General features: G+C 69.3%; 14 protein-coding genes and 3 pseudogenes. 11 read left to right on the forward strand and 6 right to left on the reverse strand.

Annotation, left to right across the window (positions count from 1 at the left end; all coding sequences use genetic code 11):
• Positions 1-159 precede the first annotated feature (159 nt).
• The 7 genes and pseudogenes from SSPN_RS0102135 to SSPN_RS62050 form a co-directional block, all read left to right on the forward strand.
• Positions 160-996 (forward strand): GNAT family N-acetyltransferase, encoded by an 837-nt coding sequence (locus SSPN_RS0102135; RefSeq protein ID WP_010306083.1) that lies wholly within the window; start codon positions 160-162, stop codon positions 994-996.
• 176 nt (positions 997-1,172) lie between these two features.
• Positions 1,173-2,960 carry a penicillin-binding transpeptidase domain-containing protein gene (locus SSPN_RS0102140; protein WP_044573203.1) on the forward strand — a complete coding sequence of 596 codons (1,788 nt, stop codon included), beginning with the start codon at positions 1,173-1,175 and terminating at the stop codon, positions 2,958-2,960.
• Positions 2,961-3,017: 57 nt separating this feature from the next.
• A complete protein-coding gene (locus tag SSPN_RS0102145) occupies positions 3,018-3,290 on the forward strand; it encodes a type II toxin-antitoxin system Phd/YefM family antitoxin (protein ID WP_010306091.1) in 273 nt (90 codons plus the stop codon).
• The gene (locus SSPN_RS0102150; protein WP_010306093.1) at positions 3,287-3,682 is read left to right on the forward strand and encodes a type II toxin-antitoxin system VapC family toxin; all 396 of its coding nucleotides are present in this window, start codon (positions 3,287-3,289) and stop codon (positions 3,680-3,682) included. Before SSPN_RS0102145 ends, SSPN_RS0102150 begins: the two co-directional genes overlap by 4 nt.
• Before the next feature lie 138 nt (positions 3,683-3,820).
• On the forward strand, positions 3,821-4,678 hold the full coding sequence (gene map, locus SSPN_RS0102155; RefSeq protein WP_010306096.1) for a type I methionyl aminopeptidase: 858 nt from the start codon (positions 3,821-3,823) through the stop codon (positions 4,676-4,678).
• Positions 4,679-4,983: 305 nt separating this feature from the next.
• Positions 4,984-6,500: pseudogene (locus SSPN_RS0102160) on the forward strand (cobyric acid synthase).
• 108 nt (positions 6,501-6,608) lie between these two features.
• Positions 6,609-6,683 (forward strand): annotated as a pseudogene (locus SSPN_RS62050) (type II toxin-antitoxin system Phd/YefM family antitoxin); the annotation flags it as partial.
• 10 nt (positions 6,684-6,693) lie between these two features.
• Here the strand turns inward: SSPN_RS62050 and SSPN_RS42035 are convergent.
• Positions 6,694-7,557 (reverse strand): FadR/GntR family transcriptional regulator, encoded by an 864-nt coding sequence (locus SSPN_RS42035; RefSeq protein WP_337466310.1) that lies wholly within the window; start codon positions 7,555-7,557, stop codon positions 6,694-6,696.
• Positions 7,558-7,642: 85 nt separating this feature from the next.
• On the opposite strand from SSPN_RS42035, the gene SSPN_RS0102175 reads away from it, so the two are divergent.
• On the forward strand, positions 7,643-8,911 hold the full coding sequence (locus SSPN_RS0102175; protein ID WP_010306105.1) for a CynX/NimT family MFS transporter: 1,269 nt from the start codon (positions 7,643-7,645) through the stop codon (positions 8,909-8,911).
• Between the two features lie 147 nt (positions 8,912-9,058).
• Here the strand turns inward: SSPN_RS0102175 and gdhA are convergent, their stop codons facing one another.
• From gdhA to SSPN_RS0102195, 4 genes are all read right to left on the reverse strand, one after another.
• Positions 9,059-10,399, reverse strand: a complete 1,341-nt coding sequence (gdhA, locus tag SSPN_RS0102180) for an NADP-specific glutamate dehydrogenase (RefSeq protein ID WP_010306107.1) — start codon at positions 10,397-10,399, stop codon at positions 9,059-9,061.
• A 173-nt stretch (positions 10,400-10,572) separates the two neighbouring features.
• Positions 10,573-11,970 carry a mycothione reductase gene (locus SSPN_RS0102185; RefSeq protein WP_010306112.1) on the reverse strand — a complete coding sequence of 466 codons (1,398 nt, stop codon included), beginning with the start codon at positions 11,968-11,970 and terminating at the stop codon, positions 10,573-10,575.
• Between the two features lie 14 nt (positions 11,971-11,984).
• Positions 11,985-13,010, reverse strand: coding sequence for a VanZ family protein (locus SSPN_RS42040; RefSeq protein ID WP_010306116.1), 1,026 nt, complete (start codon positions 13,008-13,010; stop codon positions 11,985-11,987).
• Between the two features lie 169 nt (positions 13,011-13,179).
• Positions 13,180-13,725, reverse strand: a complete 546-nt coding sequence (locus SSPN_RS0102195; protein WP_010306121.1) for a YbhB/YbcL family Raf kinase inhibitor-like protein — start codon at positions 13,723-13,725, stop codon at positions 13,180-13,182.
• A 190-nt stretch (positions 13,726-13,915) separates the two neighbouring features.
• On the opposite strand from SSPN_RS0102195, the gene SSPN_RS0102200 reads away from it, so the two are divergent.
• Genes SSPN_RS0102200 through SSPN_RS0102210 form a run of 3 tightly spaced genes read left to right on the forward strand, consistent with a single transcriptional unit; the run spans position 13,916 to position 16,427 of the window.
• Complete coding sequence (locus tag SSPN_RS0102200) at positions 13,916-14,905, forward strand: sugar kinase (protein ID WP_010306125.1); 990 nt, start codon at positions 13,916-13,918, stop codon at positions 14,903-14,905.
• Positions 14,906-14,907: 2 nt separating this feature from the next.
• Positions 14,908-15,519, forward strand: coding sequence for a bifunctional 4-hydroxy-2-oxoglutarate aldolase/2-dehydro-3-deoxy-phosphogluconate aldolase (locus tag SSPN_RS0102205; protein WP_237710419.1), 612 nt, complete (start codon positions 14,908-14,910; stop codon positions 15,517-15,519).
• Positions 15,516-16,427: an NAD(P)-dependent oxidoreductase gene (locus SSPN_RS0102210; protein WP_010306133.1), complete on the forward strand. Its 912-nt coding sequence runs from the start codon at positions 15,516-15,518 to the stop codon at positions 16,425-16,427. Before SSPN_RS0102205 ends, SSPN_RS0102210 begins: the two co-directional genes overlap by 4 nt.
• 382 nt (positions 16,428-16,809) lie before the next feature.
• On the opposite strand, the pseudogene SSPN_RS42045 reads toward SSPN_RS0102210, so the two are convergent.
• Positions 16,810-17,676: pseudogene (locus SSPN_RS42045) on the reverse strand (acetyl-CoA C-acyltransferase); the annotation flags it as partial.
• Positions 17,677-18,137 lie beyond the last annotated feature (461 nt).

Genomic DNA, 18,137 nt, shown 5'->3' on the forward strand with positions numbered 1-18,137 from the left:
CCGGTCTTCGGATTTCCGGGCGTTCGCGCGTTCCGGTGCGGTGAATCGGCGGTGTTCCGCCGATCGGACTGCTCCGAACGGGTGAGTGCACGTTCGGGTAGGTGTGGTGCATATCGGCAGGGGAGGCTCTTCGACCGGGGTTTCTGGCAGTCTTGGCAGGTGCTCAAGCTCGCCGGTGCACGGCTGTTGGAGGAACGCGACGCGCTGCTGGTCCGTTCCGTGTTGGATTCCGCTCCGGTTGCGGCCTGCATGGTGGCCGCGCGCGTCGAGGAGGTCGGCGTCCACCCGTTGCGCCTCGGCGGCGAACTCTGGGGCTACGGCAACAAGCTCACCGGGATGTGCTTCTCGGGCGCGAACCTGATCCCGCTGCGCGGCGGGCCCGCCGCGATGCGCGCCTTCGCCGACCGCGCGCTGCGCCGACGCCGCGTGTGCTCGTCGCTGGTCGGCCCGGCCGAGCAGGTGCTCGCGCTTTGGAACGAGGTGGCGGCGCAGTGGGGCCCGGCGCGGGAGGTGCGCGCCGACCAGCCGCTCATGGCGCTCTCCGAACCGCCGCGGGTGGCCCCGGACCCGCTGGTGCGCCCGGTGCGCCCGGACGAACTGGACCGCTACTTGCCTGCGGCGATCGCGATGTTCACCGAGGAAGTCGGGGTGGACCCGTCCAGCGACGGCGGCGCGGCGAGCTACCGCGCGCGGGTCGCCGACCTGATCGCCGGTGGCCGGGCGTTCGCCCGCTTCGAGGGCGACGAGGTGGTGTTCAAGGCCGAGATCGGCGCGTTGTCCCGAACCGTGGGCCAGATCCAAGGCGTCTGGGTGCATCCGGACCGGCGCAGCACCGGACTGGGCACGGCGGGAACGGCTGCGGTGGCGGACCGGCTGGTGCGCGGCCTGGGCCGCACGGCGAGCCTGTACGTCAACGGCTACAACACCGCCGCCCGCCTGGCCTACCGGAAGGTCGGCTTCCAGCAGGTCGGATCCTTCGGCACCGTCCTCCTCTGATCATCCACTGTGGAGTTCCGCAGCAGTTTCAATTGAAACTGCTGTTTCTCGTGTGGTGTGTTCGGTGACAGTTTCAATCGAAACTGTCGTCTGTCTGGTCGGTGTGGCCCGAACGCGAGTGCCCCGCCGGAAAAAGAGGTGTGGACGTTTCGGGAGGTTTCGGCATACTCGCGGACATGGTTTCCTCGCGGATCTTGGCCGGCGCGGCGGCATTGCTGCTGTCGCCGTTGGCCGCTTGCAGCACCGGACCCTCTGAAGAGGACGTGGCCGCGTCCTTCGTGAACGCGGTGGCGGCAGGCGACGCAGCCGGTGCGGCGAACCAGACCGACGCGCCCGACCAGGCCCGGCAGGCGTTGGAGGCGGCTCGGCGGAACCTGTCGCCGACCGCCGCGCACGCGACGGTCCGGGAGGTGACCGAGGACGCCCAGGGGGTGCCTACTGCCCGGTTCGACATGTCCTGGGACTTCGGCGCGGGCAAGGTCTGGAACTACTCGACCGAGCTCAAGCTCGTCGAGCAGGATCAGGGCTGGAAGGTCCGCTGGGCACCAGCGGTGATCCACCCGCAACTCGCCGCCGGGCAGACCATCGCCTTCCGCGAACAACGGCCCGATCCGGCGCCGGTCCTGGACCGCGACGGCAAGCAGCTCATGGGCCCGGAACGGCTGGTCACCGTGAGCCTCAGCCGGCCGGAAGCCGGTGACGTGCCGGCGGTCGCGTCTTCGCTGGCGAGCGCGCTGAGCACCGTCGAGCCCGCGATCACCCAGCAGTCCATCCTGGACGGCGTGGCGAAAACGCCGCAGGGCCAGCCTTACGCGGTGGTCACGCTGCGGCAGAGCGACTACGACAAGGTCAAGGCGCAGATCTACGACCTGCCGGGCGTGCGCTTCCCGGCCCAGACGCGGCTGGTCACCACCGAGCGCGGGTACGGCACGCAGGTGCTCGCGGGCGTCGCGCGCAAGGTCGACGAGCAGGTCGAGGCGAACGCCGGGTGGCGCGTCGTCACGCTCGACGCTGCCGGTCAGGAGGCCGCGGAGCTGCACGACGTCCCAGAGAAGCCGGTCGCGCCGACCAACGTGACCCTCGGCGACCGCACGCAGCACGCCGCCGAACAGGCGGTGGACCCGGTACCGCAGGCCGCGATGCTGGTCGCCATGCAGCCGTCCACCGGCGAGGTGCTCGCCGTGGCGCAGAACGCCGCCGCCGACGCGCAGGGCCCGGTGGCGCTTTCCGGCCAGTACCCGCCGGGCTCGACGTTCAAGACGGTGACCGCGACCGCCGGGCTGGAGTCCGGCAAGGTCAACATCGACACCCAGGTCGAATGCCCGGGCAAGAAGGTGTTCGACGGCCGGGTTCTGCCGAACGACAAGGAGTTCGACCTCGGCCAGGTGCCGCTGCGGACGGCGTTCGCGCGTTCCTGCAACACGTCGTTCGCGCAGCTCGCGGTCGACCTGCCCGGGCAGGCGCTGACCGACGCGGGGCGGCAGCTGGGCCTCGGCGTGGACTTCGACATGGCAGGAGCGACGACGATCACCGGCAAGGTGACGCCAGCCGGCAGCACGGTGCAGCGCGCCGAGAACGGCATCGGCCAGGGCACGGTGCTGGCCAGCCCGTTCGGCATGGCGCTGGTGACGTCCTCGGTCGCCCAAGGGCGGATGCCGGTGCCGACGCTGGTCCGGGGCGTGCCGACGAAGGCCGACGCCGAACCGCAGCCGCCGTCGCCGCAGTCCCTCGACCAACTCCGCGCGATGATGCGCGAGGTGGTCACCAGCGGGACCGCGACCTCGCTGAACGGCTCCGGTGACGTCCGGGGCAAGACCGGCACGGCGCAGTTCGGCGACGGGACCCACTCGCACGGCTGGTTCGTCGGCTACCGCGGCGACCTGGCCTTCGCGGTGCTGGTGACCGACGCGGGCTCGTCGGGCCCGGCCGTCGAGGCCGCGAAGCGCTTCCTCGCGGGCGCCTGATCGCTTCACGTGTTCGGGGCGATCGCCAGTGGTGATCATTGTGCTACTTTGTTGCACATGGAGCGGATCGGCGTCCGTGAGCTGCGGCAGAACGCCAGTCGATACCTGAAGCGGGTCGCCGCCGGCGAATCGATTCTCGTGACCGATCGGGGGCGCACCGTCGCGGTGCTAAGTCCGCCCACGCGTGACCAAACCCTGTACGACGAACTCGTCGCCGCCGGAGAGCTCGTGCCCGGTGAAGGCGGTGAGCTCCCCGAACCGTTGCCCGCAGCGCCGACCCCGAACGTCTCCGACCGGCTGCTGCGCAGGCGTGAACAGGAGCGGCTTTGATCTACTTCGATTCCTCCGCGCTGATCAAGTTGATCGCCCCGGAGCCGGAGAGCAAGGCGCTGAGCCAGTGGATCCGCGAGCGCTGGGAACACCCCCGCGTGACCAGCGCGTTGTCGAAGGTGGACGTGCTGCGCACCTTCCGTGAGGTAAGCCCGGCCGCCGAAGACCTGGCGTCGATCATCGTGTCGAAGATCGACCAGCTGCCGGTGAAGCAGGACGTGCTCGACGTGGCCACCGAACTGCGCTGCAACGTCGGCCCGGTGGACGCCATCCACCTGGCCTCCGCGTGCAAGATCAAGCACGGCCTGCACGCCTACGTCTCCTACGATCCGGCGCTGCTGGCTGCGGCGGAAGACGCGGGGCTGACCACGGCCTCACCAGGCGTGAACTGACGGGACTACCGCAATTTCCATTGAAATTGGATCTTCAATTTCAATGGAAATTGCGGTCCAACGGCGAGGGGGACGAGTGTGGTGCGTTCGTGGCCGCCACGCGGAGTCCGGGAGCGCAACGCGGTTACAGTGGGGGGCATGCCGGTTCGAGCTCCGTTGAAGCCAGGCGTGCAGACGCCGCGTCGCCCAGTCCCAGCGCACATCGAGCGCCCCGAGTACGTCGACAAACCGGCTCCCAAGCGCAACAGCGACCCCGACGTGCAGCCGCCCGAGGTGATCGAGGCGATGCGGGTGGCGGGCAAACTCGCCGCGCAGGCCCTGGTCGAGGCCGGCAAGGCGGTGCAGCCCGGCGCGACCACCGACCAAGTCGACGCTGTGGTGCACGAGTTCTTCTGCGACCACGGGGTCTACCCTTCGACGCTGGGTTACCGGGGCTTCCCGAAGTCCTCCTGCACCTCGCTGAACGAGGTGATCTGCCACGGCATCCCGGACTCGACGGTGATCGAGGACGGTGACATCGTCAATGTCGACGTCACCGGTTTCATCGGCGGCGTGCACGGCGACACCAACGGGACGTTTCTGGCCGGCGAGGTCTCCGAGGACGCGAGGCTGCTGGTGGAGCGCACCCACGAGGCCCTGATGCGGGGCATCAAGGCCGCCAAGCCTGGACGTCAGCTCAACGTGATCGGCCGGGTGATCGAGTCCTACGCCAAGCGGTTCGGCTACGGCGTGGTCCGCGACTTCACCGGGCACGGCATCGGCCGCTCGTTCCACAGCGGACTGGTGATCCTGCACTACGACGAGCCGTCTGTGCAGACCGTCCTGGAACCCGGCATGACCTTCACCATCGAGCCGATGATCACCCTCGGCACCCACGAGTACGACATGTGGGACGACGGCTGGACGGTCACGACGAAGGACAAGAGCTGGACGGCCCAGTTCGAGCACACCATCCTAATCACCGAAGAAGGCAACGAAATCCTGACTCTGCCCTGATCCAGGCTCGTTTTGCGTGGCGGTGCCGGTTGCGAGGGTGGCTAAGCGGCTTCGCCGCTTGGGGCGGCGTCAAGTCGTCAGATTCGAGTGTCGCGGTTGCGATTGTGCTGTTGTAGTGCGCGCTTTCGCTTCCCCGCATTGGCTTTCGGCTGTGCTTAGCGGTTGCTTTGCCCGGCGATTTCGTGCGGTTTCGCCGACTGCAGCGTCTGCGTGCGGCGTCGGTCCTCGGATGGTCGGCCTGTAGGTGCTGCCGGTGGTTCGGTGGTGCCTTCGGGAGGCTCGGGTTGATGGGGTAGGAACTACGTGTGAATGCGGTGTTGGTTGCCGGGACCACCTCGGATGCCGGGAAGAGCGTACCGCCGGGATCTGTCGTTGGTTGGCGCGCGGCGGCGCTCGGGTTGCGCCCTTCAAGGCGCAGAACATGTCCAACAACTCCGTGGTCACGCCCGACGGCGGCGAGATCGGGCGCGCGCAGGCCGTGCAGGCCGCTGCGTGCGGCGTCGAGCCTTCGGTGCGGTTCAACCCCGTGCTGCTCAAGCCAGGCAGCGACCGCAGTTCGCAGGTCGTCGTGCTCGGGCAGGTGTCCGGCGAGGTGACCGCGATGTCCTACCGGGCCCGCAAGGCCACTCTTCTGGACACCGTCGTGTCCACATTGGAGGGGTTGCGCGCGGAGTACGACTACGTCGTGTGCGAGGGCGCCGGATCACCGGCCGAGATCAACCTGCGAGCCAACGACATCGCCAACATGGGTCTCGCGCAGGCCGCCGGACTGCCCGTGCTGGTGGTCGGTGACATCGACCGCGGCGGCGTGTTCGCCCAGATCTTCGGCACCCTCGCGCTGCTGGACTCGGCGGACCAGGCGCTGGTCGCCGGATTCCTGATCAACAAGTTCCGTGGGGATCCGGCGCTGCTGGAGCCGGGGCTGGACCAATTGCGCGAGCTGACTGGCCGCCCGGTGCATGGCGTGCTGCCGTGGGCCGAGGAGCTGTGGCTGGACGCAGAGGATTCGTTGTCTTACGTGGCCGATGGGGTGATCGGGCGTCCTGCGCCGCCGAAGGGCGGCCAGTGGCTGCGGGTCGCGGTGCCGAGGCTGCCGCGGATCTCCAACGCCACCGACGTGGAGGCGCTGGCCGCGGAACCGGGCGTCGCGGTCCGGTTCGTCACCGAACCTTCGCGGCTGGCCGATGCGGACCTGGTCGTGCTGCCCGGATCCAAGTCGACGGTCGCCGACCTGGCCTGGTTGCGGAGCAGCGGGCTGGCCGAGGCGATCCGCGCGCACGCCCGCGCCGGACTGCCGGTGGTCGGGATCTGCGGCGGCTTCCAGATGCTGGCCCGACGAATCGTCGACGAGGTCGAGTCCGGGGCCGGCGCGGTCGACGGACTCGGGCTGCTCGAGCTGGAGATCGAGTTCGCGCCGCAGAAGACGCTGGCCAGGCCACGCGGCGAGGCCTTCGGCGAGCCTGTCGAGGGCTACGAGATCCACTATGGTGCCGCAGTGCGCCGCGGCGACCTGACGCCGCTGGTCACCCTGCCCGACGGACGGGCCGAAGGGGGTATCGCGGAATCCGTGCTCGGCACCCACTGGCACGGGTTGTTCGAGAACAACGCCTTCCGGCGGGCCTTCCTGTGGTGGGCGGCGCGGCGCGCCGGGCGGGACGGTTTCGAACCGGCCGACGACACGGATTTCGCCGAGGTCCGCGCGGGGCAGCTGGATCTGCTGGGTGACCTGGTGGAAAACCACCTGGACACCGATGCCCTGCGCCGCCTGCTTGACCACGGCGCGCCCGCCGGGCTCCCGGCGGTGCACCGCAGTTTCAAATGAAACTGTGCCGGTGTCGGCCGGTGTCGGCCGGTGCTCCGGTCGCGCGAGAGCCGCGAGCGTCGGTGGAAGGTCGCCTCAACGAGTTGTGACGCGGGTAACGTCGAGGACATGGCTGCCGAGTTCACCGTTGACGAAGCCCGCGAGCGGTTGGTGGAGCTGCTCGACCGCGCCGAATCGGGGGAGGAGATCGTGATCACCCGCTTCGGCGCGCCGTCGGTGTGGCTGCAACCCGCGCGCACCCGTTCCACCACCGGTGGTTTCGCCGCCGGGGTGATCGCGGCCTCCTGGGTGGTGCCGACCGGTGGCGACGCGTTCGACGTTGGGACCGACTACTGGCCGGACTCGTCGGCCGGATAGCCGACGCCTTCGGAGTGGCGGCGATCAATCGAGCTGCTCCGCCGCGCTCTCCGAGCCCATCTGGCTGAGCAGTTCGTCGAGGAAGGGGGCGGGGGTCGCCGTCGCGCACCGCTGCCAGCAGTTCGGCGTGCGAGACCAGTTCAGCCTGGGCGTCCCGGTTGAGGGCGGTCGCGACGCTGGATGCCACCGTCTCGCGGATCCCTTCGTAGAGCGAGATCAGCACCGGGTTGTGCGAGGCCGCGACCAGCAGCCGGTGGAACTCGGCGTCGGTGGTGGCGACCTCCGTGCTGTCCTGGCGCCGCATCGCCTCGTTCCGGATGGTCAGGCAGGCCTCCAGCCCGGTCAGGTCCTCGTCGGTCCGCGCCCCGGCCGCCAGCCGCGCGCCCTCGACCTCAAGCGCGCGGCGGACCTCCAGGACCTGGCGCAGTTCGGGGCCGCACAGCTTGCGCACCGCCCCGGAGATCTCGTTGGTGGCGCGCACGAACGTCCCGTCGCCCTGCCGCACCTCCAGCAGCCCGGCGTGGGAGAGCGCGCGCACCGCCTCGCGGACGGTGTTGCGGCCCACGCCGAGTGCGCCCACGAGCTCGGTCTCGGGTGGGATCTTCTCGCCGATCGGCCATTCCCCGGACGATACGAGCTCGCGGATCTGGGCGATGACCTGATCGACCAGCCCCGTCCGCTTGGTGGTGACCAAAGGCACTGACAGGTCCTTTCGTCCAAACATCCTACGTTTGACATACTAGGTCGCGATGTCTACGAAGCCACAACCCCATGTCCCCGAACACTTGGCTGACCAGGATGCCACCCGACTCGCCGCCCAGCACCACCCGGATGCCCTCGCCGTCGAGAACGAGGGTGCCACCGAGGCGGTCTTCCCCAATCGGCACGCTGCCGCAGCCGGGGGAGGGCTGCTGCTGGCAGGTGTTGTGCTCGCGGCGGCGAACATGCGCCCGGCGGTCACCAGCCTGGCGTCGGTGCTCGGTGAGGTGCATGAGTCGCTCGGTGCTTCCAGCACGTGGGCGAGCGTCGTGACTTCGGTGCCCACGCTCTGCTTCGGGGTCGCGGGCTTCGGCGCTCCGCTGCTGGCAAGGTGGATGGGCATCAACAAGGTCATCGGCGCGTCGCTGGCGGTGCTGACCGCCGCGATGCTGCTGCGGGTCGTCGACGGACCGTGGACGGTGCTGGGCGGCACAGTGCTGGTCTGCGCCGCGATCGCGATGTGCAACGTACTGATCCCGGTGGTGGTCAAGGAGTCCTTCCCGACCCGCGTCGGGATGGCGACGGCGCTCTACACCACCGCGATGGCGGCGGGCGGCTCGACCGGTTCGGCGCTGACGCCGTACCTGAACTCCTCGACCGGCAGCTGGCGGTTGGCGCTGGCGACCTGGGCGGTCGTGGCGCTGGCCGCGCTGTGCGCGTGGGTGCCCGCGACGGCTCGGCGCTTCCCGACGCGTCAGGCGCCGGGCACCGCTTCGACGGGGAAGCGGCGTTCGCTGCTGCGCAGCCCGCTGGCATGGGTGATCACCATCTACTTCGCGCTGCAGGCACTGGTCGCCTACGTGTTGATGGGCTGGATGCCTGAAGTGTTCAAGGGCGCCGGGATGGACAGCACGACCGCAGGCATGCTGCTCGGGTTGTTGCTGCTGATCGGTGTGCCGATCAACATGATTCTGCCGCCGCTGGTGACCAGGAGCCGCAGCCAGTCCTGGTGGGCCATCGGGCTCGCGGTGATGACCCTCACCGGCCTGCTCGGACTGCTGTGGGCTCCGCTGGCCATGCCGGTGGTGTGGGCGCTCGCGATCGGTGTCGGCATGAGCGGGTTCCCGCTGGCGCTTGTCCTCATCTCGCTGCGCACCGCCAACGCCGCTGACACCGCGTCGTTGTCGGCGATGTCGCAGAGCATCGGCTACCTGATCTCGTCGTTCGGGCCGTTCCTGTTCGGCGTGCTGCACGACGAGACCGGCGGCTGGTCGGCTTCGTTGACGGCGATCGTGGTGATCGTCGCGGTCCAGGCGGTGTTCGGCGTAGTCGCGGGACGTCCCCGCACCATCTGACGCTTCCGGCAGGGGGAGCGAACGGCCTGTTTACCTCGCCTGCTGTTGAGGCGAACGGTCCGTTCGCTCCGCCTACTGGGGCGAACGGACCGTTCACCTCGCTTGATGAGCGAGCTGGGGTGGGCGTGATGGGCGTTGATCGCCCGGTCAGACGAGGCCGAGGCGGAGCATCGCGTCGGCGACGTTCGTGAAGCCCGCGATGTTCGCGCCCGCGACGTAGTTGCCAGGCATGCCGTACTCCGCGGCGGTGGCGTAGCAGCGGGCGTGCACGTCCTTCATGATCTCCTCGAGCCGCTTCTCGGTGAACTCGAAGCTCCAGCTGTCGCGGGATGCGTTCTGCTGCATTTCCAGCGCGGAGGTGGCCACGCCCCCGGCGTTGGCCGCCTTGCCCGGGCCGAACGCCACGCCGGCCTCTTGGAAGCCGCGCACCGCATCCGGCGTCGTGGGCATGTTCGCGCCTTCGCCAACGGCCACGCAGCCGTTGGCGATCAGGGTGGCCGCATCGTCCGCAGTGAGCTCGTTCTGGGTCGCCGACGGCATCGCCACGTCGCACGGCACTTCCCAGACGCTGCGCTGCGCAACGAATTTCGCGCCCGGCCGACGCCCAGCGTACGCGCTGATGCGACCCCGCTCGATCTCCTTGATCTGCTTGATCAGCTCGACGTCGATGCCCTTCTCATCGACGACGTAGCCGGAGGAGTCCGAGCAGGCCACCACGGTTCCGCCGAGCTGGTGCACCTTCTCCATCGTGTAGATGGCCACGTTGCCCGATCCGGAAACCACGACCTGCTTGCCGTCGAACGACTCGCCGCGGGCGGACAGCATCTCCTGCACGAAGAACGCGCAGCCGAAGCCGGTGGCCTCGGTGCGCACGCGGGCGCCGCCGAAGGACAGGTGCTTGCCGGTCAGCACCCCGGATTCGTAGCGGTTGGTGATCCGCTTGTACTGGCCGAACAGGTAGCCGATCTCGCGGCCCCCGACGCCGATGTCACCGGCGGGCACGTCGGTGTACTCGCCGATGTGCCGGTGCAGCTCGGTCATGAAGCTCTGGCAGAACCGCATGACCTCCCGGTCGGAGCGGCCCTTCGGATCGAAGTCCGCGCCGCCCTTACCGCCGCCGATGGGCAACCCGGTGAGGGCGTTCTTGAAGATCTGCTCGAAGCCGAGGAACTTGACGATGCCCTGGTAGACCGACGGGTGGAACCGCAGGCCGCCCTTGTACGGGCCGAGCGCACTGTTGAACTCCACCCGGAAGCCGCGGTTGATCTGCACCTCGCCGCAGTCGTCCTCCCACGGCACCCGGAAGACGATCTGCCGCTCCGGCTCGCAGATTCGCTCGATGATCTTTTGCTCGGCGTACTCGGGGTGCTTGTCGACGACCGGACCGATGCTCTCCAGTACTTCTCGGACTGCCTGGTGGAACTCGTCTTCGCCGCGGTTGCGCTGGACCACGTTCTCGTAGACCGGTTCGAGGCGTTCGTGAAGCACAGTCAAACTCCTTTGTCCGTTGAGCGTTCCGGGCTGTCGCACGCCGTTTCACCGGGCGGCGGCGGGGTTTTCGGGCAGCCCCAATCCTCCCAAGTTGACGAATTAACTGGAATTACTCAAGATGACGCGGAACACATCTGCCGCCCGGTCCTGGGCGGCAGATGCGGGCGGCGTTACTTCAGCGGCAGGTTGAGCAGGGCGTTCTCGACCAGCTCCGGCATGCCCGGGTGGATCCAGTACTGGCCGCGGGCCATCGTCCGGGCGTCCAGGCCGAACTGCATCGCCTGGATCAGCGGCTGCAGCAGCGTCGGAGCCTGCGGGCCGATGATGTGGGCGCCGAGGAGCTGACCGGTCTCCGGATCGGCTAGGAGCTTGGCGAAGCCGGTGGTGTCCTCCATAGCCCAGCCATAGGCGATGCCCGCGTAGTCCTGGATCGAAGTCACGTAGTCGACTCCGCGCCGCTGCGCCTCCTGCTCGGTGAGGCCGACCGAGGCGATCTGCGGGGCGGAGAACACCGCGTGCGGCACGAACCGGTGGTCGGACTCGATCGGCTCGTCGGGGCGCAGCAGGTTGTGCTGGACGACGCGCATCTCGTGGTTGGCGACGTGCTTGAGCTCGTGGTCGGAGCTGATGTCGCCCAGCGCCCAGACGCCGTCCACCGAGGTCAGCTGGGTCAGATCGGCCTTGATCTTGCCGTCGGCGGTGAGTTCGAGGCCACCCGCGGCTGCCTCCAGCAGGTCGGCGTTGGGTACCCGGCCAACTGCGATGAGCAGCGCCTCGGCCGCCACGACCTCGGTGCCCTCCGGGCCCTCCAGGTGCAGGCGGACGAGGTCGCCATCGCGCTCGACCGCGATCTCCTTGCGGTTCAGCCGCAGGTCCCAGCGCTGGGCCGCGAGCTCGGTGAACCTCGCGGAGATGTCGGTGTCCTCCGAGCGCAGTACCCGGCCGGACCGGCCGATCATGGTCACCTCGACGCCCAGCGCGGAGAACACGTGCGCGAACTCCGCGCCGACGAACCCGGTGCCCATGATGATCATCCGAGTGGGCAGCTCGTCGAGCCGCATCACGGTGTCGCTGGTGTAGTAGTCGACCTGGTCCAGGCCCGGGATGTCCGGGATCGCCGGACGGCCACCGGCGGCCACCACGAAGCGGTCCGCGGTGATCGTCTCCGGGCCCGTGGCGGTGTCCACGGTCAGCTGCTTGACGCCGGTGAACCGGGCGATGCCCTCGTAGAGGGTGACGTTCGGGTTGTCCTCTGCGCGGTAGCGCCGGCCACCGGCGGAGATCTCGTCTATGCGGCCGAAGATCCGGTCCCGGACGTCGCGCCACCGCACGTCGCGCAGTTCGAGGTCGACGCCGAGCTTCGCGCCGCTGGCCGGGGCGCTGGCCACGTCGGCGGTGTGCACGAACATCTTCGTCGGGATGCAGCCGACGTTGAGGCAGGTGCCGCCGTAGGCGTCGTTGGGGCCGACGCCCTTCTCGACCATCGCGACGTCCCAGTCGGCGAACCGGTCGTCGAGGATCGAGTTTCCGGAGCCGGAGCCGATGATGACTAGATCGAAGTGCCGCACTGGTCCATCCTGCCTCAAATCGAGCGCGCCGCGTGCGGCGCACCTTGGCTTCGTCGGGCGTCGATCACCTGCAACCCGGCAGCGAGCCCGGTGATTCCGCGGTGATCTCGGGTGCTGGTCACACCCCAGGCGTGCGCGGTGCACCACAACACGCCGAGCACAGCACTCGGTTCCCCAAACGAGCCCTCGACCACGCCTTGCGCCACGGCCAGTCCGCCGATGCCGACCGCCCAACGGCACAGCATGGCCGCCGGTGCGGGGCGCCCGTCGGGAGCTCTGGCGCGCAGCATCACCGCGTGCTGGCCGAGCGAGCTGCCGTGTCCGATCAGCATCGCGACCAGCGACAACGCGGCTGGCGCGAGCCACAGCGCGGCGGCTTCCCACCACCGCGTCGGGGCGGTTCGGGTCAGCCGGAGCGCGATGTCCACGGCCCGGGCGCAGGCCACGCCGAGGAGCCACAGCACCAGTGCGTCGCAACACATGCCCAGTAGTCGCCGGGCGGCGGTGACCGGGCGCGGTTCCGCCGCTGGCCGTCCGCTGGTGCCGGTCGGCAGGCGCCGCCGGAGTGGTGCGAGCAAGCCGCCGAGCAGCGCGCCGGTGGTGTTCGCGAGGATGTCGTCCACGTCGAAAACCCGGTACGGGCAGGGGAAGGCGAACCAGAACCCGGTCAGCTGGGTCAACTCGACGAGCACCGAGGTCACCAAGCCGGCCAGCGCCGCAGTCGGCCAACCGCCCCGCGCTAGCGCACCCAGCGGGACGAAGAGCGCGATGTTGCACGCGAACTGCCCCAGCATCGAGGGGTTGGTCAGCCCGGCGAGCGGCCGCCACTGCGGCGCGAAGCAGGCCGCACCGGTCGGCAACGGCAGGAACACGTAGGAAACCAGCCCGAACGCGTAGAGCAGCACGGCGAAGCGCTGCATCGCGACGCCCACGCGCAACTCGCCGTGCGTCCGGTGCTCACCGGCGACGAACGGCGCGAACAGCAGCGCGGCCACCCCGGCGGCGACCAGCGCGGCGAACGAACCCGGCAGCACGCTCATCCCGATCTCCTGACGTCCGAGAACCTCCCTGTTCTTAAAGAGGAGCGAGGGGCCGTTTCAGATACATCTCGATCGGGCGATCTTGGCGCGCGAAAAGAGCCGTGCCGCTCCGGGAAGGCCCGGAGCGGCACGGCTCGCGAAAGGGTGTTGCAGTTGTCGGCTTGCGCCGTCAGCGCTGGTAGGTGGGGGTGATGACGGCGCGCGCGACGGTGTGGAAGGCCAGGTTGAAGCTGACCACCGCCGGGCTTGCGTTCTCGTCCACGCCGAGCTTCTCGGTGTCTACCGCGTGGACCACGAAGTAGTAGCGGTGCGGCCGGTCGCCGGGCGGCGGGGCGGCGCCGGCGAAGGCGCGCTCACCGAGGTCGTTGGCGACGTGGAAGGACCCGGCCGGGATGCCCTGCCCGTTGCGGTTGCCCGCGTCGGTGGCCAGCTCGGTCGCGTCGGCCGGCACGTCGACCAGCACCCAGTGCCAGAAGCCGCCCGGGATCGGCGCGTCGGGGTCGAAGCAGGTCACCACGAAGCTCTTGGTGGTCTCCGGGAAACCGGTCCAGCGCAGGTGGGGCGAGTGGTTTTGGCCGTCGACGCCCATGCCGTCGTAGGCGTGGGCCTGCGCCATCGGCTGACCGTCGGTCACGTCGTCGGAGGTGACGGTGAACGCCGGAACCGAGGGCAGCAGCGAGTACGGGTCCGGATCGATCGGGCGCTCCAAGCTCATTCGAGCAGCCTCCCTTTCATCGGGGTGTGCGTGATCACCGGATTCTCAGCCTAGAGGCCTGCCGTTCGCCACCACGGCAGCGCACGCCGCAGTCAATCTTGTTGCAAGGAGCGCAATGGATATGTGCATTTCGCAGCGATGAACGGTTAAGCTGTCCGGCGACGAGTGCCGTGGAATCGAGGAGGCGAACGTGGCGGAGCAAAGCAGCGCCCCCGAGGTGCTGTGCCTGGGGGAGACGATGTCGCTGGTCGCCCCGGCTGCCCCGGTGCCTCTGGAGCAAGCCGCGACGTTCACCCTCTCCGCAGGTGGCGCGGAGTCCAATGTGGCCATCCACCTCGCCGCGCTGGGGCACCGCGTCGGCTGGGTCAGCAGGGTCGGGGACGACCCGCTCGGGCGCCGCATGGTCGCGGCCATCGCCGCCGCCGGGGTCGACACCGGCCTGGTCGAGGTGTGCCCGGACGCGCCGACCGGCGTCTACTTCAAGGACCCCGGCCCGTCCGCCACCAAGGTGCACTACTACCGGGCGGGCTCTGCGGCGTCCACAATGGACGAAAATTTCCTCGGCGACGAGCAGCTCGACGCGCCCCGGCTGCTGCACATCAGCGGCATCACCCCCGCGCTCTCCGCCAGCTGCGAACGGCTCGTCCGGCGACTGCTGACCCGCGAACGCCGCGCCCGGATCACCTTCGACGTCAACTACCGCCCCGCGCTTTGGCCGGTCGAGCAGGCCGGACCGCTGCTGCGTGAACTCGCCCAGCTCGCCGACGTGGTGTTCGTCGGCCTAGACGAGGCGACCACCCTCTGGGGCGTCGAAACTGCCGAGGACGTGCGGAAACTCCTGGACCAGCCGAGCGCCGTCGTGGTCAAGGACGGCGCCGACGCCGCCTACGCGCTGGGTGCCGAGACGGTGATCGTGCCGGCCCCGAAGGTCCAGGTGGTCGAGCCGGTGGGCGCCGGGGACGCGTTCGCCGCCGGGTACCTCTCCGGCGTGCTGCGCGGCGAAGACGGCGTCCGCTGCCTGCGGCTCGGGCACATCCTGGCCGCGCACAGCCTGCTCAGCACCGAGGACCACATGGCACTGCCGGATCGCGCAGCGGTGGCCGAATGGTCGGGCTACGACGACCAGCAGTGGTGCAGCCTCAGCTTCGGCGGCGTTGCTGCAGCCGAGAAGGGAGAGTGATCGTGGGCTTCTTCGACGAGCTTTTCACCGGTCCGGTCATGGCGATCCTGCGCGGAATGGACCCTCAGCGGACCGTCGAACTGGCCGAACTGGCGTGGGACCTGGGCATCGAGGCCGTCGAGGTGCCGATCGAGACGCCGCGCGCCGAGCCGTCGCTGCGCGCGGCCGTGCAGGCGGGCGTGCTGCGGGGTCGGCCGGTGGGGGCCGGGACGGTGGTGAGCACGGAGCAGGTGCACACGGCCAAGGAACTGGGCGCGGCATTCACCGTGGCGCCGGGGCTGGATCCCGAAGTGGTGTGGCTGAGCGCGGAACTCGGCGTGCCGCACCTGCCCGGCGCGGCCACGCCCAGCGAGATACAGCAAGCCCACCGGCTCGGGCTGTCGTGGGTCAAGGCGTTCCCGGCCGCCGAACTGGGCGCCGGTTGGTTCAAGGCGATGCACGGGCCGTTCCCCGGCCTGCGGATGGTGGCCACCGGCGGGATGAACGCGCGCAACGCGCCGGAGTTCCTCGCGGCGGGGGCCACCGTGGTTGCGGTCGGTTCGGCGTTGGAGGATGCCGAGCAGCTGCCCGAGTTGGCGAAGTTGGTCGAGGAGGCCGAGGTGACGAAGTCGTGAAAGTCCACATTGGTCCGGTCGCCCCGCCAGAGTTGACGGCGGCCGTCGTGGCGGCAGGCGCCGAGATCAGCCCGGCCGCGGAGGCCACCGCGCTGACCTGGTACGGCGCAGGCCCCGAGCGGTTCGCCGAGTTCGACCACCCTGGCCTGGAATGGGTGCAGCTCCCATCGGCCGGAATCGAAGCGTGGGTCGCCGCCGGCGCGCTGCGCGACGGGATAACCTTCACTTCCGCGGCGGGCACCTACGCCCAGACCGTCGCCGAGCACACACTTGGACTGATGCTGACCGGGGCGCGGCAGCTGCACGCGATGGCGCGCGCGGAGAACTGGGCGCGACCGGCGGGCATGCTCAGCCTCTTCGGCGCCACGGTCGGGATCATCGGCGCCGGTGGCATCGGCCGGGCGCTGATCGATTTGCTGCAGCCCTTCGGCGTTCGGGTGCTGGCGGTGAACCGGTCCGGGAAGCCGGTCGCCGGGGCGGCCTGGACCTGGCCGGCCGACGACGAGGCTGGGATGGACCGGCTGCTCGCGGAGTCGGACTTCGTCGTGGTCGCCGCGCCCGCGACGGCCAAGACGGCGAAGCTGGTCGACGCAAGCGCACTGTCCCGGATGAAAGCGGACGCGTGGCTGATCAACGTTGCCCGCGGATCGCTGGTCGACACCGACGCGCTGGTCGAGGCGCTGGACGCGGAGCGTATCGGTGGCGCGGCGCTGGACGTGACGGATCCGGAGCCGCTGCCGGACGGACACCCGCTGTTCCAGCACCCGCGCGCGATCATCTCGCCGCACTCGGCGAACCCGAAGTCCTTGCTGGTCCCGGCGCTGGCGCGGCGGGTGGAGGAAAACGTCCGCCGCCGCCTCGCAGGCCAACCACTCCTCGGCGTCATCGACCGCACCGCGGGCTACTGACCCCCACCTGGCCCGGCAGAACGACAGATCCGCATCTGTGCCCTCTGGGTGCTGCCGAGGCCGTTTCGGAATGCGCTGGTTGAAGCGAACGGACCGTTTGTGCCGTCTACCGGAGTGGACAGTCCGTTCGCTTCACGTCAGTGTGCTGGGGGTTGCGTTGGGTGTGTGGAGTGAACGGACAGTGATGATGTGTGTAGTGACGCCGCTGGTGGGTCTGACCCTCGAACGGAAGCCCCAAAACGCTCACGGCAGACCCGCGGAGACGGAACTGTCGCACGAACCCGTGAGCCTTTTGGATAGCTATGGCTATAGCAACCCAAACGCCTCACGGGTGTTCGGCGCAGCACCGCCGTGACACGCAGAATGCGTCTGGAAACGGGATTCAGATGCGTTCGAAGACAGCGGCGAGGCCCTGGCCGCCTCCGATGCACATCGTTTCCAGGCCGTAGCGGGCTTCGCGGCGGTGCATCTCGCGGGACAATGTCGCGAGGATGCGGCCGCCGGTGGCGCCCAGCGGGTGGCCCAGCGAGATTCCCGAGCCGTTGACGTTGAGCCGGTCGAAGTCTGCGGGCTTGAACTCCCACTCGCGGGTGCAGGCCAGCACCTGCGCCGCGAATGCCTCGTTGAGCTCGATCAGATCGACGTCGGCCAGGCCGATTCCGGCGCGCTGCAAGGCCTTCGCGGTCGCTGGGACCGGGCCGATGCCCATCGTGCGCGGCGGCACGCCAGCCCGCGCCCAGGACACCAGCCGCACCAGCGGGCGCAGTCCGAGCTCCGCCGCGCGCTCCGGCGTCGTCACCACGCAAACGGCGGCGGCGTCGTTCTGCCCGCTGGCGTTGCCTGCGGTGACCGTCGCCTCCGGGTCGGACTTGCCGAGCACCGGCTTCAGCGCCGACAGGCTTTCCATCGTGGTATCCGGGCGCGGGTGTTCGTCCACGTCGACAACGGTGTCGCCCTTGCGGGAACGCACCGTCACCGGCACGATCTCGTCGTCGTACCGCCCGGCCTGCTGCGCGGCGGCGGCGCGCTGCTGCGAGCGGACCGAGAGCTCGTCCTGCTCGGTACGCGAGATCTCGTACTCGCGGCGCAGGTTCTCGGCTGTTTCCAGCATCCCGCCCGGCACCGGGAAGTTCTTGCCGCCTGCGGTCACCCGCCCGCGTGCCAGCGCGTCGTGCAGCTCCAGCCCGCTGCCGCGGATGCCCCACCGCGCCTCAGTGGTGTAGAACGGCGCGCTGCTCATGCTTTCCGCGTGCCTCAAACGATTCGTCGCCCGCGAGGTCTACCACGCCCTGACCACCACACAAGTCACTCAAAACGACCTTGCACCCGCCGCTTGACATCTATAGGAGCATCCGTTTGTGCCGTCTACCGGAGTGGGCAGTCCGTTCGCTTCAGGTGGGTGTGCTGGGGGTTGCGTTGGGTGTGTGGAGTGAACGGACCGTTTGTGCCGTCTATTGGGGTGGGCAGTCCGTTCGCTTCGGGTGGGTGTGCTGGGGGTTGCGTTGGGTGTGTGGAGTGAACGGACCGTCTATTGGGGTGGGCAGTCCGTTCGCTTCGCGGTCTTGGCGAGACAGGATCAGACTGCTCCCGCTGGGGGTTGCCACCGGGACTTCCAGGTAGAACGTGTTGCCAATGGGCAGACGCAAGCGTGGGGATCCCGGAGTCCGGATGGCATCTGAGGTTCCGCTGCCCGCAGCGCTACGTAGGACG

This window comes from Saccharopolyspora spinosa NRRL 18395, from assembly GCF_000194155.1.
Classification (GTDB): Bacteria; Actinomycetota; Actinomycetes; order Mycobacteriales; family Pseudonocardiaceae; genus Saccharopolyspora; species Saccharopolyspora spinosa.

Excerpts from the sequence above, each read along its gene's own strand:
- SSPN_RS0102140 (WP_044573203.1), top strand. The coding sequence starts at position 1,173 with ATGGTTTCCTCGCGGATCTTGGCCGGCGCGGCGGCATTGCTGCTGTCG.
- SSPN_RS0102195 (WP_010306121.1), bottom strand. The coding sequence starts at position 13,725 with ATGAGCTTGGAGCGCCCGATCGATCCGGACCCGTACTCGCTGCTGCCC.
- SSPN_RS42040 (WP_010306116.1), bottom strand. The coding sequence starts at position 13,010 with ATGAGCGTGCTGCCGGGTTCGTTCGCCGCGCTGGTCGCCGCCGGGGTG.
- SSPN_RS0102145 (WP_010306091.1), top strand. The coding sequence starts at position 3,018 with ATGGAGCGGATCGGCGTCCGTGAGCTGCGGCAGAACGCCAGTCGATAC.
- map (WP_010306096.1), top strand. The coding sequence starts at position 3,821 with ATGCCGGTTCGAGCTCCGTTGAAGCCAGGCGTGCAGACGCCGCGTCGC.